Source organism: Streptomyces sp. SKN60 (assembly GCF_026236535.1).
In the GTDB taxonomy this organism is placed as follows: domain Bacteria; phylum Actinomycetota; class Actinomycetes; order Streptomycetales; family Streptomycetaceae; genus Streptomyces.
Map to the genome: position 1 here is coordinate 145,752 of NZ_JAHTMW010000010.1, position 14,848 is coordinate 160,599.

Here is a 14,848-nt window from a genome sequence, read left to right on the forward strand (position 1 = left end):
CCAGTGTACGTCCGGTTCACATCGAACGCAGGGATTTACTCCTGTCCCGATTACCGAGCGTTGAAGTACTTCGCCTCCGGGTGATGGATGACGATGGCGTCGGTGGACTGCTCGGGGTGCAGCTGGAACTCCTCGGAGAGGTGGACGCCGATCCGCTCCGGCTCCAGGAGCTCGGCGATCTTCGCCCGGTCCTCCAGGTCGGGGCAGGCGCCGTAGCCGAGCGAGAAGCGCGCGCCGCGGTACTTGAGGTCGAACATGTCCTTCACGTCGGCCGGGTCCTCGCCGCCGAAGCCGAGCTCGGCGCGCACGCGCGCGTGCCAGTACTCGGCGAGGGCCTCCGCCAGCTGCACGGACAGGCCGTGCAGTTCGAGGTAGTCGCGGTAGGAGTCGGAGGCGAAGAGCTTGGCCGTGGCCTCGCCGATCTTCGAGCCGACGGTGACGACCTGGAGGCCGACGACGTCGGTCTCGCCGGACTCCTCCGGGCGGAAGAAGTCCGCCAGGCACAGTCGGCGGCCGCGCCGCTGACGCGGGAAGGTGAAGCGGGTCCGCTCGTTCCCGGCCTCGTCGAGGATGATCAGGTCGTCGCCCTTGGAGACGCAGGGGAAGTAGCCGTGGACGACGGCCGCTTCGAGCAGGTTCTCCGTGTGGAGCCGCTCCAGCCAGCCGCGCAGCCGCGGCCGGCCGTCGGTCTCCACCAGCTCCTCGTACGAGGGCCCGTCGCCGGCCCGGTTCTGCTTCAGGCCCCACTGGCCCTTGAAGAGCGCGCCCTCGTCGAGCCAGGAGGCGTAGTCCTTCAGCGGGATGCCCTTGACGACGCGGGTGCCCCAGAACGGCGGGGTGGGTACGGGGTTGTCGGTGGCGACGTCGGAACGGCCGCCGGGCTCCGGCTCGTCGACCTGGAGGGTGGCGGAGCTCGTGGCGACCCGGCGCTGCTTCAGCTCGGGCAGTACGGCTCCGGGGACACCGCGCTTGACGGCGACGAGGGCGTCCATCAGGCGCAGGCCCTCGAAGGCGTCGCGGGCGTAGCGGACCTCGCCCTGGTAGATCTCGTGGAGGTCCTGCTCGACGTAGGCGCGGGTGAGGGCGGCGCCGCCGAGGATCACCGGGTACTTGGCCGCCAGCTCGCGCTGGTTGAGCTCCTCCAGGTTCTCCTTCATGATCACGGTCGACTTGACCAGGAGACCGGACATGCCGATGACGTCGGCGGAGTGCTCCTCGGCGGCCTCCAGGATCGCGGAGACGGGCTGCTTGATGCCCAGGTTGACCACGTTGTAGCCGTTGTTCGACAGGATGATGTCGACCAGGTTCTTGCCGATGTCGTGGACGTCGCCGCGGACGGTCGCGAGGACGATGGTGCCCTTGCCCTCCGCGTCGGACTTCTCCATGTGCGGCTCCAGATGGGCCACCGCGGTCTTCATGACCTCGGCGGACTGCAGCACGAACGGCAGCTGCATCTGGCCCGAGCCGAACAGCTCACCGACGACCTTCATCCCGTCCAGGAGCGTGTTGTTGACGATGTCCAGGGCCGGCGTGGTGGTCAGCGCCTCGTCGAGGTCGGCCTCCAGGCCGTTCTTCTCACCGTCGATGATCCGCCGCTTCAGCCGCTCCTCCAGCGGCAGCGCGGCCAGCTCCTCCGCCTTGCCGGCCTTCAGCGACTTCGCCGTCGCGCCCTCGAAGAGGGCCATCAGCTTCTGCAGCGGGTCATAGCCCTCGCTGCGCCGGTCGTAGATCAGATCGAGGGCGGTGGTGACCTGCTCGTCGTCGAAACGGGCGATCGGCAGGATCTTCGACGCGTGCACGATCGCCGAGTCCAGACCCGCCTTCACACACTCGTCCAGGAAGACGGAGTTCAGCAGGATCCGGGCCGCCGGATTCAGGCCGAAGGAGATGTTGGACAGACCGAGGGTGGTCTGGACGTCCGGGTGGCGGCGCTTCAGCTCGCGGATCGCCTCGATCGTCGCCACACCGTCCTTGCGGGACTCCTCCTGACCCGTGCAGATCGTGAACGTCAGGGTGTCGATCAGGATGTCCGACTCGAGGATGCCCCAGTTCCCGGTCAGATCGTCGATGATCCGCTCGGCGATCGCGACCTTGTCCTCGACCGTCCGGGCCTGCCCCTTCTCGTCGATCGTCAGCGCGATCAGCGCCGCACCGTGCTGCTTCGCAAGGCGCGTGACCTTGACGAAACGGGACTCCGGCCCGTCGCCGTCCTCGTAGTTGACCGAGTTGATGACCGCCCGGCCACCCAGCTTCTCCAGACCCGCCTCGATGACATCCACCTCGGTGGAGTCCAACACGATCGGCAGGGTGGAGGCGGTGGCGAACCGGCCCGCGAGCTCCTTCATGTCCGCGACACCGTCACGGCCCACGTAGTCCACGCACAGGTCGAGCATGTGCGCGCCCTCGCGGATCTGGTCGCGCGCCATCTCCACGCAGTCGTCCCAGCGGCCCTCCAGCATGGCCTCGCGGAACTTCTTCGAACCGTTGGCGTTCGTCCGCTCACCGATGGCGAGGTAGGAGGTGTCCTGGCGGAACGGCACCGTCTGGTACAGCGACGCGGCGCCCGGCTCCGGGTGCGCCACCCGCGCCGGCGGGACGACCCCACGCACCCGCTCCACGACCTGCCGCAGGTGCTCCGGCGTCGTACCGCAGCAGCCGCCGACCAGCGACAGCCCGTACTCGGCCACGAAGGTCTCGTGGGCGTCGGCCAGCTCCGCCGGCGACAGCGGGTAGTGCGCGCCGTCCTTCGTCAGCACCGGCAGACCCGCGTTCGGCATGCAGGACAGCGCGATGCCGGCGTGCCGGGCGAGGTAGCGCAGGTGCTCGCTCATCTCGGCGGGGCCGGTGGCGCAGTTCATGCCGATCATGTCGATGCCCAGCGGCTCAAGCGCCGTCAGCGCCGCACCGATCTCCGACCCGAGCAGCATCGTGCCCGTCGTCTCCACCGTCACCGAGGTGATGAGCGGGACGGTGTAGCCGGCGATCTCCATGGCGCGGTGGGCCGCGATGATCGCGGCCTTGGTCTGCAGGAGGTCCTGGGTGGTCTCCACGATCAGCGCGTCGGCGCCGCCGGCGAGGAGGCCCTCGGCGTTCTGCTGGTAGGCGTCGCGGATGGTCGCGTACTCGACGTGGCCGAGGGTCGGCAGCTTGGTGCCGGGGCCCATGGAGCCGAGCACCCAGCGCTGCTGTCCGGTCCGCTCGGTGTAGTCGTCGGCGACCTCGCGGGCGATCCGGGCGCCGGCCTCGGAGAGCTCCTGGATGCGGTGGGCGATGTCGTACTCGCCGAGCGCGGAGAAGTTGCAGTTGAAGGTGTTGGTGCCGACGCAGTCGGTGCCGACCGCGAGATAGGCGTCGTGGACCGAGCGGACGATGTCCGGGCGGGAGACGTTCAGGATCTCGTTGCAGCCCTCCAGGTTCTGGAAGTCCTCCAAGGAGGGGTCCTGGGCCTGGAGCATGGTGCCCATCGCGCCGTCGGAGACGACGACCCGGGAGGCGAGTGCCTCGCGGAGGGCGTCGGCCCGCTGGGCGGCGGTCGCGGATGCGGTGGAAGGGGTCGGCGACGAGGCCATGGATGGGGCTCCCTGGGATGCGACGGCTGTCGGCTTTGCGCCCTCGGCAGAGGGTGCACGGGCCCAGAGTAACCATGCAGGGGCCGGGGTGGACATGGGGTTCCGGCAGGTGGACGGCATCCTGTGTCCGGGGACTCCCGGTCCGGCCCGTTCTTGTCCGACACTGTCTTGTGTGACACAAGGTCGGCATCGACCGATAGTGTTCAGCATTGTCGAACAGCATGTGAGGAGAAAGGCCGGGCGATGGCGAAGAACATCCAGTCGCTTGAACGGGCGGCGGCGATGCTGCGACTGCTCGCGGGCGGCGAGCGCCGGCTCGGCCTGTCCGACATCGCCTCCTCCCTCGGACTCGCCAAGGGAACGGCGCACGGCATCCTGCGCACCCTCCAGGCCGAGGGCTTCGTGGAGCAGGACCCGGCCTCGGGGCGCTACCAGCTGGGCGCGGAGCTGCTGCGCCTGGGCAACAGCTATCTGGACGTGCACGAACTGCGCGCGCGGGCGCTGGTGTGGACGGACGACCTGGCCCGGTCCAGCGGCGAGAGCGTCCATCTGGGCGTGCTCCACCAGAGCGGCGTGCTGATCGTCCACCATGTCTTCCGGCCGGACGACAGCCGGCAGGTCCTGGAGGTGGGGGCGATGCAGCCGCTGCACTCCACGGCCCTGGGCAAGGTGCTGTCGGCCTACGACCCGGTGGCGCACACCGAGGCCGTGGAGGTCGAGCGGGAGCCGTTCACGCCCCGTACGGTCACGGAGCTGACGGACTTCGAGTCGCTGCTCGACATGACCCGGGCGCGCGGCTGGGCGGCCGACGTGGAGGAGACCTGGGAGGGCGTGGCCTCGGTGGCGGCGCCGATCCACGACCGGCGCCGGATGCCGGTGGGCGCGGTGGCCATCACCGGTGCCGTGGAGCGGGTCTGTGCGGGCGGGGAGCTCCGCTCGGAGCTGGTGGCCGCGGTGCGGGACTGCGCCCGCGCGGTCTCCCGCGACCTGGGGGCGGGCCGCTTCTGACCTTCCGGCGCCCCCGGGACGGGCAGCGTCCGGGCACCCCTGAACCCGTCGGTAACGATCGCGTTATCGGCGGGTTTTTCGTTCCCGCGACCCTTGACGCGCTGTTAACCGTGGCGCAAAACTTCCGTTCATCGGTCGGCATTGTCGAACAGCTACCGGCAATACGCGCTAAGGTGTGACAGTGCCAAGGGCCGGCAACGCCCTCACCTGAGGGCGCGAACCACCGGAGTCACCCGTGGTTCGCCTTCCCCTGGACGAAGGACAAAGGAGTCGCGGGTGTCCAGCTCCGACATCTTCATCGGCGAGACCATCGGTACCGCCGTACTCATCCTGCTCGGCGGCGGTGTCTGCGCCGCCGTGACGCTCAAGAACTCGAAGGCCCGCAACGCGGGCTGGCTCGCGATCACTTTCGGGTGGGGCTTCGCCGTCATGACGGCGGTCTACATGACCGCTTCCCTCTCCGGCGCCCATCTGAACCCCGCGGTCACGATCGGCATAGCGATCAAGGACGGCGACTGGAGCAACGTGCCGGTGTACATCGCCGGTCAGATGCTCGGCGCCATGATCGGCGCGGCGCTGGTCTGGATCGCCTACTACGGACAGTTCCAGTCGCACCTCACCGACCCCGAGACGGTCGGCGAGAAGCCGGTCGAGGGCCCCGGCCCGGTGCTCGGCATCTTCTCCACCGGTCCGGAGATCCGTAACACCTGGCAGAACCTGGCCACCGAGATCATCGGCACCGTGGTGCTCGTGCTCGCCGTGCTCACCCAGGGCCTCAACGACAGCGGCAAGGGCCTCGGCGTCATCGGCGCCCTGATCACCGCCTTCGTCGTGGTGTCCATCGGCCTCTCGCTCGGCGGCCCGACCGGCTACGCCATCAACCCGGCCCGCGACCTCGGTCCCCGCATCGTGCACGCCCTCCTCCCGCTGCCGAACAAGGGCGGCTCCGACTGGAGCTACGCCTGGATCCCGGTCGCCGGTCCGCTGATCGGTGGCGCCATCGCCGCGGGTATCTACAACATCGCGTTCGCCTGAGCCGTCCTTCTTCCAGACTTCCCTTGGAGTACACCGTGACCGACGCCCACACCGCCGGCCCGTTCATCGCCGCCATCGACCAGGGCACCACCTCGTCGCGCTGCATCGTCTTCGACAAGGACGGACGCATCGTCTCCGTCGACCAGAAGGAGCACGAGCAGATCTTCCCGAAGCCGGGCTGGGTCGAGCACGACGCCACCGAGATCTGGACCAACGTCCAGGAGGTCGTCGCCGGCGCCATCGCCAAGGCCGGGATCACGGCCGCCGACGTCAAGGCGATCGGCATCACCAACCAGCGCGAGACCACCCTGCTGTGGGACAGGAACACCGGTGAGCCGGTGCACAACGCGCTCGTGTGGCAGGACACCCGCACCGACGCCCTGTGCAAGGAGCTCGGCCGCAACGTCGGCCAGGACCGCTTCCGCCGCGAGACCGGCCTGCCCCTCGCCTCGTACTTCTCCGGCCCCAAGGTCCGCTGGCTGCTCGACAACGTCGAGGGCCTGCGCGAGCGCGCCGAGCGCGGCGACATCCTCTTCGGCACCATGGACTCCTGGGTCATCTGGAACCTGACCGGCGGCACCGAGGGCGGCGTGCACGTCACCGACGTCACCAACGCCTCGCGCACCCTCCTGATGAACCTGCACACCATGGCCTGGGACGACAAGATCCTGCAGTCCGTGGAGATCCCGGCCGCAGTTCTGCCGGAGATCCGCTCCTCCGCCGAGGTGTACGGCACGGTCAAGGGCGGCGTCCTCGACGGCGTCCCGGTCGCCTCCGCGCTGGGCGACCAGCAGGCCGCCCTGTTCGGCCAGACCTGTTTCGCCGAGGGCGAGGCCAAGTCCACGTACGGCACCGGAACGTTCATGCTGATGAACACCGGCGACAAGATCATCAACTCCTACAGCGGCCTGCTGACCACCGTCGGCTACCAGATCGGCGACCAGAAGCCGGTCTACGCCCTGGAGGGCTCCATCGCCGTCACCGGCTCGCTCGTCCAGTGGATGCGCGACCAGATGGGCCTGATCAAGTCCGCGGCCGAGATCGAGACCCTCGCCTCCTCCGTCGAGGACAACGGCGGCGCCTACTTCGTCCCGGCCTTCTCCGGGCTCTTCGCCCCGTACTGGCGCTCCGACGCCCGCGGTGTCATCGCCGGCCTCACCCGCTACGTCACCAAGGCGCACATCGCCCGTGCCGTCCTGGAGGCCACCGCCTGGCAGACCCGCGAGATCACCGACGCCATGACCAAGGACTCGGGCGTCGAGCTGACCGCCCTCAAGGTCGACGGCGGCATGACCTCCAACAACCTGCTGATGCAGACCCTCTCGGACTTCCTGGACGCCCCCGTGGTGCGCCCGATGGTCGCCGAGACCACCTGCCTCGGCGCCGCCTACGCCGCCGGTCTGGCCGTCGGCTTCTGGCCGGACACCGACGCCCTGCGCGCCAACTGGCGCCGGGCCGCCGAATGGACCCCTCGCATGGACGCCGACAAGCGCGACAGCGAGTACAAGAACTGGCTCAAGGCCGTAGAGCGCTCCATGGGCTGGATCGAAGCAGAAGAGAACTGACGAGGAGCAATTCGCGATGACCACCCTGCAGAGCCTCCCCTCCCTGGGGTCGCACCCGGCTGCCGGTTCCCTTCCGACCCGCGCCGAGACCAGGGAGCAGCTGTCCAAGGCGACGTACGACCTCCTGGTGATCGGCGGCGGCATCCTGGGCATCTCCACCGCCTGGCACGCCGCGCAGTCCGGGCTGCGGGTGGCCCTGGTGGACGCCGGCGACTTCGCCGGCGCCACCTCCTCCGCCTCCTCCAAGCTCCTCCACGGCGGTCTGCGCTACCTGCAGACCGGCGCGGTCAAGCTCGTCGCCGAGAACCACTTCGAGCGGCGCGCGGTCTCCCGGCAGGTGGCCCCCCACCTGTCCAACCCGCTCACCTTCTACCTGCCCGTCTACAAGGGCGGCCCGCACGGCGCGGCCAAGCTCGGCGCCGGTGTCTTCGCCTACAGCGCGCTGTCCGCGTTCGGCGACGGCGTCGGCCACCTGCTCAGCCCCGCCAAGGCCGCCCAGGACGTGCCGGAGCTGCGCACCGACAACCTCAAGGCGGTCGCCGTCTACGGCGACGACCAGATGAACGACTCGCGCATGGCCCTGATGACGGTGCGCGCCGCCGTCGACGCCGGCGCGGTCGTCCTCAACCACGCCGAGGTCACCGGTCTGCGCTTCACCCGGGGCCGGGTCACCGGCGCCGAGCTCCGCGACCGGATGTCCGGCGAGGAGTTCGGCGTCGACGCCCGCCTGGTGCTCAACGCCACCGGCCCGTGGGTCGACCACCTGCGCAAGATGGAGGACCCGAACGCGGCGCCCTCCATCCGGCTCTCCAAGGGCGCGCACCTGGTGCTCAAGCGCACCTCCCCCTGGAAGGCCGCGCTCGCCACCCCGATCGACAAGTACCGGATCACCTTCGCCCTCCCCTGGGAGGACATGCTCCTGCTCGGCACCACCGACGAGGAGTACGAGGGCGACCCGGGCGAGGTCGCGGTCAACGACAAGGACATCGCCCAGATCCTGGACGAGGCCGCCTTCTCCATCCGCGACCAGCAGCTCGACCGCTCCCTGATCACCTACGCCTTCGCGGGTCTGCGGGTGCTGCCGGGCGGTCCCGGCGACACCTCGAAGGCCAAGCGCGAGACGGTGGTCACCGAGGGCCGCGGCGGCATGCTGTCGGTGGCCGGCGGCAAGTGGACCACCTTCCGGCACATCGGCCGCACCATCATGAAGAAGCTGGAGGCGCTGCCGGGCCACCCGCTCGGCGAGGACTACGAGTCGGTCTCCACGCTGCCGAAGCGGCTGCCGCTGCCCGGCATAGCCAACCCGAACGCGGTGGCCCACCGGCTGCTCGTGGACGGCCCGGCGCCCGGCCCGCGGATGTCCGCCGACACCGCCAAGCACCTGGCCACCCACTACGGCTCGCTGGCCTTCGACATCGCCCGCATGGCGAACGAGAACCCGGAGCTCGCCGAGCGCGTCCACCCCGACGCCCCGGAGATCTGGGCGCAGGTCGCCTACGCCCGCGACCACGAGTGGGCCGAGACCGCGGACGACGTGCTGCGCCGCCGTACCACGCTGACCATCCGCGGCCTCGCGAACGACGAGATCCGCGGCAAGGTCGAGGACATGCTGCGCAAGTAGAGCGCCGGACCTTGTCCGGGGCGGTGTAAGGGGCGGTCTCCTATGGAGGCCGCCCCTTACGCGCGTGCCCCGTGTGCGGAGACCGGTTCCTGGGTAGTCGATCAAGGCCGACGAGACGTCCGGAAGGCATAGGGTTGGTCCGTACGACAGGAACTTCGACGAAGGAGGCGCTGGGTGATCGAGCTCGAGGGGGTTCCCGAGCTGATCGACCCGGTCATGGTGGCCGCGTTCGAGGGGTGGAACGACGCCGGTGACGCCGCCTCAGCCGCGGTCGCCCATCTGGACCGGGAGTGGAAGGGCGAGGTCTTCGCGGCGCTCGACGCCGAGGACTACTACGACTTCCAGGTCAACCGTCCCACGGTGTGGCTGGACGGCGGCGTCCGGAAGATCACCTGGCCGACGACCCGGCTCTCCGTGGTCCGGATCGGCGGCGAGAAGCCCCGGGACCTGGTCCTGGTGCGCGGCATCGAGCCGTCGATGCGCTGGCGTTCGTTCTGCAACGAACTGCTCGGCTTCGCGCACGAACTGGGCGTGGAGATGGTGGTGATCCTGGGCGCGCTGCTCGGCGACACCCCGCACACCCGTCCGGTGCCGGTCAGCGGGGTCACGTCCGACCCGGACCTGGCGCGCACGATGGACCTGGAGGAGACCCGCTACGAGGGTCCGACCGGCATCGTCGGCATCCTCCAGGAGGCCTGCACGCACGCCGGAGTGCCGGCGGTGAGCCTGTGGGCGGCGGTGCCGCACTACGTGTCGCAGCCGCCGAACCCGAAGGCGACGCTCGCGCTGCTCAACCGTCTGGAGGACCTGCTCGGTCTGCGCATCCCGCTGGGCGAGCTGCCCGAGGACGCGCGGGCCTGGCAGGTGGGCGTGGACCAGCTGGCCGCCGAGGACAGCGAGGTCGCCGAGTACGTGCAGACCCTGGAGGAGGCGCGGGACACGGCGGAGCTCCCGGAGGCCTCCGGCGAGGCCATCGCCCGCGAGTTCGAGCGCTATCTGCGCCGCCGCGAGCCCGGTCAGGGGCCGGGCCAGGGCGTGGCGACGGAGGGCGGGGACACCTCGTACCTCCGGGACGCCCCGAGCGGCCGGACCCGCCCGCCGAAGCCCCAGCAGCCGGGGCCTGAGGCGGTCCCGGGCACGGACCCGGGCACGGGCCCGGAGCCGCCGCAGGACGAGGGCGGCGGGGAGTCCGCCGGCGAGGAGGAGTCCCCCGGGGACTCGCAGGAGTGATCTCGGGTACGGGAGGGGTGGCGCGGCCGCCCCTCCCGTACCGCTTTCTACAGCGCGACGCCGAGGAGGGCGTCGACGGCGCGGGAGACGAGACCGGGGGCGGACTCCTCGGTGCCGCCGTCGGCCTCCTGGCGGGCGGCCCAGCGGTCGACCGCGGTGAGCGCGGCCGGGGCGTCCAGGTCGTCGGCGAGCGCCTCGCGGATCTCCTCGACGAGCGCGTCGGCGGACGGGCCGTCGGGGCGCGAGACGGCGGCGCGCCAGCGGCCCAGGCGGGCCTCGGCGTCCTGGAGGACCTGGTCGGTCCACTCCCAGTCGGCCCGGTAGTGGTGGGAGAGCAGGGCGAGCCGGATGGCGGCCGGGTCGACGCCCTCCTTGCGGAGGGTGGAGACGAAGACCAGGTTGCCCTTGGACTTGGACATCTTCTCGCCGTCGAGGGCGACCATGCCGGCGTGCACGTAGGCCTTGGCCATGGGGAACTCGCCGGTGAGGGTCTGGGCGTGGGAGGCGCCCATCTCGTGGTGCGGGAAGATCAGGTCGGAGCCGCCGCCCTGGACGTCGAAGCCCATGCCGAGGTGGTCGAGGGCGATGGCGACGCACTCGATGTGCCAGCCGGGGCGGCCGGGGCCGAGGCTGCCGCCGTCCCAGCTGGGCTCGCCCTCGCGGGCGGCCATCCACAGCATCGGGTCGAGCGGGTTCTTCTTGCCCGGGCGGTCCGGGTCGCCGCCGCGCTCGGCGGACAGATGGCGCATCAGCTCGGTGTCGTAGTTCGACACCTGGCCGAAGTGCGGGTCGGCCTCGACGGAGAAGTAGATGTCGCCGTCGAGCTCGTAGGCGGCACCGGAGTCCCGCAGCCGCTCGACCAGCGGGACGATGCCCGGTATCGCCTCGACCGCGCCGATGTAGTGCTGCGGGGGCAGCATCCGCAGGGCGGTCATGTCCTCGCGGAACAGGGCGGTCTCGCGCTCGGCGAGGCCGACCCAGTCGATGCCGTCGCGGAGCGCCCGCTCCAGGAGGGGATCGTCCACGTCGGTGACGTTCTGGACGTAGTGGACCTGCCGCTTGGTGTCGAGCCACACGCGCTGAACGAGGTCGAACGCGTTGTAGGTCGCCGCGTGACCCATGTGGGTCGCGTCGTACGGCGTGATGCCGCAGACGTAGATGCGGGCGACGGGGCCGGGGGCGAGGGTCACTCGTCCACCGGTCGCGGTGTCGTGAATCCGGAGGTCGCGGCCCTTGCCGGGCAGGGCGGGGACCTCAGAAGCGGGCCAGGCATGCATGTCCTGAGCGTAACCGGACAGGTGTTCCGGATACGAACCGCATCCAGGATCTTGGCCGAGGAGGCGGTCTTGCGCGCAGGCCGGCTTCCATGCATGGCGAGACATACCCCCGGGGGGTGTCCCATGTCCTGGAAAGGTTGACCGAAAAGCATCGGCCACCGGGTGAAGTGGCTGGTCGGCTACACCGGGGGCCAGGGAATGGCCGGCCACTGCCCCGAGGGTTCGGGATGCCTCCCGGTCCCGCGCAGCACCGCCACCCGCTCCCGCAGGGCGGCCACCTCGGCCGCGGTCAGCAGCGCGCCGAGCCGTTCCGCCAGCGGAGTGCCGGGCGCCAGGAGCGCGTACAGACGGGTGAGGACCGTCACGGCCTCGTCCGTCAGGTCCTCGCCCGCCCAGCCCCACAGCAGGGTGCGCAGCTTGTCCTCGACGTGGAACGAGACGCCGTGGTCGATCCCGTACAGACGCCCGTCCGGCGCGGGCAGCAGATGCCCGCCCTTGCGGTCGCCGTTGTTGATGACCGCGTCCAGGACGGCCAGCCGGCGCAGCTCGGGGGTGTCGGCGTGCACGAGCAGCGCGGTGCGGTCCTCGGCGATCTGGGCGGGCCCGACGGCCTTCCACCCTTCGCCCGCCTCGTCGTCCTCGACCAGGGCGAGCAGCTGCGCCGCCGGGTCCGGCTCCACCCACAGCTGGACCATGCCCTCGCCGTACGGCCCGTCACGGAGCACGGTCGGCGGGACCAGGCCCCAGCCGGTCGCCTCGGACAGCTCGAAGGCGGCCACCTCGCGCTGGGCGAGGGTGCCGTCCGGGAAGTCCCACAGCGGGCGCTCCCCCGCGACCGGCTTGTAGACGCAGTCGGCCCGCTCGCCCTCGTACGCGACGGAGCAGAACAGCACCGCGTTGGACGCCTCGCGGACCCGGCCGACGACGGTCAGCTCCCCCGCGGTGAGCAGTTCGATGGTGGTCGGGGTCCCCTGGCCGCTCATGCGCCGCGACGGTATCCGTTCTGGCGGGGGCAGACATGGCCCTCGGGGTCGAGCGGGAGGCTGCACAGCGGGCACGGCGGCCGGCCGGCGTTGACCACGTCGAGGGCGCGCTTGGCGAAGGCCCGGGCCTGCGCGCCGGTGAGCCGGACCCGCAGCATCGGCGGGCCGTTCTCCTCGTCCTGGAGCAGCCGCTCCTCGGCCTCGGCGAGGTCCTCCTCGGAGTCCGCGTCGAGTTCGACGAGCGCCTGCGCCTCGACGATCATGCGCTGTTCCTCGCCGTCCCAGGCGAGCGCCATGGTGCCGACCCGGAACTCCTCCTCTACGGGGGTGTCCAGCGGGGCGGTGTCCGCGATGTCGGCGGGGGCGACGGCCGGCACCGGGGCGTTGCCTCCGGTGCGGCGCACCACCTCGTCGAGCAGTTCGTCGATCCGCTCGGCGAGGGCCGCGACCTGTGACTTCTCCAGGGCGACGCTGGTGACGCGACCGGCCGCGGACGCCTGCAGGAAGAACGTACGGCGGCCAGGCAGCCCGACCGTGCCGGCCACGAACCGCTCCGGCGGGTCGTAGAGGAACACCTGACGGGACACGTTCCTGACTCCCTCGGGTCTCGACTGTCTCGGCTGTGGTGCCGCGGGCCGTGGGCGGTGCCGCTGCCGTCGGCGGTCGCGCGCAGCGGGCTACCGCGGCGCGTCCACCCTACTGCGCGGATGGATCACGGTGCGCCCGCACCGCCCCCGACCTCCGCCGCCCCCTCGGCGGCCGGGGTCTCGCGCGGGGCGAGGCCGGACAGGTCGCCGGTGTCGCCGAGGCGGAGCAGAAAGGGCCGGAGCCGGGTGTAGCGGATCGCGGTGACCGAGCAGGGGTCGACCTGGATGCGCTGGAAGAGGTCGAGGTGGAGGCCGAGGGCGTCGGCGACGATCGCCTTGATGATGTCGCCGTGGGAGCACATCGCGAAGACCGCGTCCTCGCCGTGCTCCTCCTCGATCCGGGCGTTCCAGTCGCGCACCGCGTCCACGGCGCGGGCCTGCATGGCGCGCAGGGACTCGCCGCCGGGGAAGGCGGCGGCCGAGGCGTGCCCCTGGACCACCTGCATCAGCGGCTCGTCCATCAGCTCGGCGAGCTTGCGGCCGGACCAGTCGCCGTAGTCGCACTCGCTGATCCGCTCCTCGGTGTGCAGCGGCACTCCGGGACGGGCGTCGAGCAGCGGGCGCACGGTCTCCCGGCAGCGCTGGAGCGGGCTGGAGACGACGGCGGCGAGCGGCACTCCGGCGAGCCGCCCGGGCAGCGCGGCGGCCTGCGCGGCGCCCCGCTCGTCGAGCGCGATCCCGGGCGTGCGCCCGGCGAGCACTCCGGAGGTGTTGGCGGTGGAGCGTCCGTGCCGTACGAGGATCAGGGTGGCCATGGGGGCCAGCGTAGGCGTCCGCACGCGCGCGTGGGGACGGGCGGCGGGAGCGGTCCGGGTACGGACAGTGGGAGCGGTCCGGTACGGCCGGGCGCGGCTCCCGGCCCGGGCGGATGCGCCCGGGCCGCGGCCGGGGGACAATACGGCCCGTGATCGTGGACTCTGCCATCTACCGTGCCGGGCGCAGGACGAAGGGCCCCACCGACCTCTCCGACGCGCTGGCGGAGGCGCGGGCGACCGGTGACGCCTTCCTGTGGGTGGGTCTCCACGAGCCGACGGAGGCCGAGTTCGGCCATGTCTCCGAGGAGTTCGCGCTGCACCCGCTGGCCGTCGAGGACGCCCTCAAGGCGCATCAGCGGCCCAAGCTGGAGGTGTACGACGACTCGCTGTTCGCGGTGCTCAAGCCGGTCGTGTACGAGCCGGAGAGCGACCGGGTCTCGTCCGGCGAGCTGATGCTCTTCATCGGCGACTCGTTCGTGGTGACCGTGCGGCACGGTGTGGGCTCGCCGCTGGCGGCGGTCCGCAAGCGTCTGGAGGCGGAGCCGGAGGTGCTCAGGCACGGGCCGACCTCGGTGCTGTACGCGATCAGCGACGCGGTGGTGGACCACTACATCGAGGTGGCCGGGGAGCTCCAGGTCGACCTGGAGGAGCTGGAGGCCGACGTGTTCGCGCCGGCCGGCGGCAATCCGCCGCGGACCGCGGAGCGGATCTACACCGCCAAGCGGCAGGTCCTGGAGTTCCGCCGGGCGAGCGGGCCGCTGGCCGGTCCGATGGCGCGCCTCGCGACCGGCTCGGTGCCCTTCGTGCATGAGCACGCGATGCCGTTCTTCCGCGACGTCCAGGACCATCTGCTGCGCGCCAACGAGCAGGTCGAGGGCCTGGACCGGCTGCTCTCGGACGTGCTGTCGGCGCACCTGGCCCAGATGGGCGTGCGGCAGAACGACGACATGCGCAAGATCTCGGCCTGGGCCGCCATGGCCGCGGTCCCGACCATGGTCGCGGGGATCTACGGCATGAACTTCGACCACATGCCGGAGCTGCGCTGGGTGTGGTCGTACCCGGCGGTGATCCTGCTGATGGCGGGGATCGTGACGGGTCTGTACCGGCTGTTCAAGCGGCGCGGCTGGATGTGAGCCCCCGGCTTTGCGGGGGATCACA

At 71.1% G+C, this 14,848-nt stretch carries 11 protein-coding genes; 6 read left to right on the forward strand and 5 right to left on the reverse strand.

The window, feature by feature from the left end:
- Window positions 1-50 precede the first annotated feature (50 nt).
- A complete protein-coding gene (metH, locus tag KV205_RS18630) occupies window positions 51-3,569 on the reverse strand; it encodes a methionine synthase (protein ID WP_265865532.1) in 3,519 nt (1,172 codons plus the stop codon).
- A 243-nt stretch (window positions 3,570-3,812) separates the two neighbouring features.
- Here metH and KV205_RS18635 point away from each other — a divergent pair, with 243 nt between their 5' ends.
- The 5 genes from KV205_RS18635 to KV205_RS18655 all read left to right on the forward strand — a co-directional run bounded on the left by KV205_RS18635 (window position 3,813) and on the right by KV205_RS18655 (window position 10,028).
- Window positions 3,813-4,577 carry an IclR family transcriptional regulator gene (locus tag KV205_RS18635; RefSeq protein ID WP_265865533.1) on the forward strand — a complete coding sequence of 255 codons (765 nt, stop codon included), beginning with the start codon at window positions 3,813-3,815 and terminating at the stop codon, window positions 4,575-4,577.
- Window positions 4,578-4,853: 276 nt separating this feature from the next.
- Window positions 4,854-5,612, forward strand: a complete 759-nt coding sequence (locus tag KV205_RS18640) for an MIP/aquaporin family protein (protein WP_265865534.1) — start codon at window positions 4,854-4,856, stop codon at window positions 5,610-5,612.
- Window positions 5,613-5,647: 35 nt separating this feature from the next.
- A complete protein-coding gene (glpK, locus tag KV205_RS18645; RefSeq protein ID WP_265865535.1) occupies window positions 5,648-7,177 on the forward strand; it encodes a glycerol kinase GlpK in 1,530 nt (509 codons plus the stop codon).
- A 16-nt stretch (window positions 7,178-7,193) separates the two neighbouring features.
- A complete protein-coding gene (locus tag KV205_RS18650) occupies window positions 7,194-8,798 on the forward strand; it encodes a glycerol-3-phosphate dehydrogenase/oxidase (RefSeq protein ID WP_265865536.1) in 1,605 nt (534 codons plus the stop codon).
- Window positions 8,799-8,972: 174 nt separating this feature from the next.
- The gene (locus tag KV205_RS18655; RefSeq protein WP_265865537.1) at window positions 8,973-10,028 is read left to right on the forward strand and encodes a PAC2 family protein; all 1,056 of its coding nucleotides are present in this window, start codon (window positions 8,973-8,975) and stop codon (window positions 10,026-10,028) included.
- Between the two features lie 47 nt (window positions 10,029-10,075).
- Here the strand turns inward: KV205_RS18655 and mshC are convergent, their stop codons facing one another.
- From mshC to KV205_RS18675, 4 genes are all read right to left on the reverse strand, one after another.
- Window positions 10,076-11,305, reverse strand: coding sequence for a cysteine--1-D-myo-inosityl 2-amino-2-deoxy-alpha-D-glucopyranoside ligase (gene mshC, locus KV205_RS18660; RefSeq protein WP_265865538.1), 1,230 nt, complete (start codon window positions 11,303-11,305; stop codon window positions 10,076-10,078).
- A gap of 179 nt (window positions 11,306-11,484) precedes the next feature.
- Window positions 11,485-12,321, reverse strand: coding sequence for an SCO1664 family protein (locus KV205_RS18665; protein ID WP_374214692.1), 837 nt, complete (start codon window positions 12,319-12,321; stop codon window positions 11,485-11,487).
- Window positions 12,285-12,875, reverse strand: coding sequence for a DUF3090 domain-containing protein (locus KV205_RS18670; RefSeq protein ID WP_265865540.1), 591 nt, complete (start codon window positions 12,873-12,875; stop codon window positions 12,285-12,287). Before KV205_RS18670 ends, KV205_RS18665 begins: the two co-directional genes overlap by 37 nt.
- A 125-nt stretch (window positions 12,876-13,000) precedes the next feature.
- The gene (locus KV205_RS18675; RefSeq protein WP_265865541.1) at window positions 13,001-13,690 is read right to left on the reverse strand and encodes a histidine phosphatase family protein; all 690 of its coding nucleotides are present in this window, start codon (window positions 13,688-13,690) and stop codon (window positions 13,001-13,003) included.
- 140 nt (window positions 13,691-13,830) lie between these two features.
- On the opposite strand from KV205_RS18675, the gene KV205_RS18680 reads away from it, so the two are divergent.
- On the forward strand, window positions 13,831-14,823 hold the full coding sequence (locus tag KV205_RS18680) for a magnesium and cobalt transport protein CorA (protein WP_265865683.1): 993 nt from the start codon (window positions 13,831-13,833) through the stop codon (window positions 14,821-14,823).
- Window positions 14,824-14,848: the final 25 nt, after the last annotated feature.

What these genes read in the sequence shown, in the direction of transcription:
- mshC (WP_265865538.1), bottom strand. Translation starts at nt 11,305, where the DNA reads ATGCATGCCTGGCCCGCTTCTGAGGTCCCCGCCCTGCCCGGCAAGGGC.
- metH (WP_265865532.1), bottom strand. Translation starts at nt 3,569, where the DNA reads ATGGCCTCGTCGCCGACCCCTTCCACCGCATCCGCGACCGCCGCCCAG.
- KV205_RS18635 (WP_265865533.1), top strand. Translation starts at nt 3,813, where the DNA reads ATGGCGAAGAACATCCAGTCGCTTGAACGGGCGGCGGCGATGCTGCGA.
- KV205_RS18675 (WP_265865541.1), bottom strand. Translation starts at nt 13,690, where the DNA reads ATGGCCACCCTGATCCTCGTACGGCACGGACGCTCCACCGCCAACACC.
- KV205_RS18650 (WP_265865536.1), top strand. Translation starts at nt 7,194, where the DNA reads ATGACCACCCTGCAGAGCCTCCCCTCCCTGGGGTCGCACCCGGCTGCC.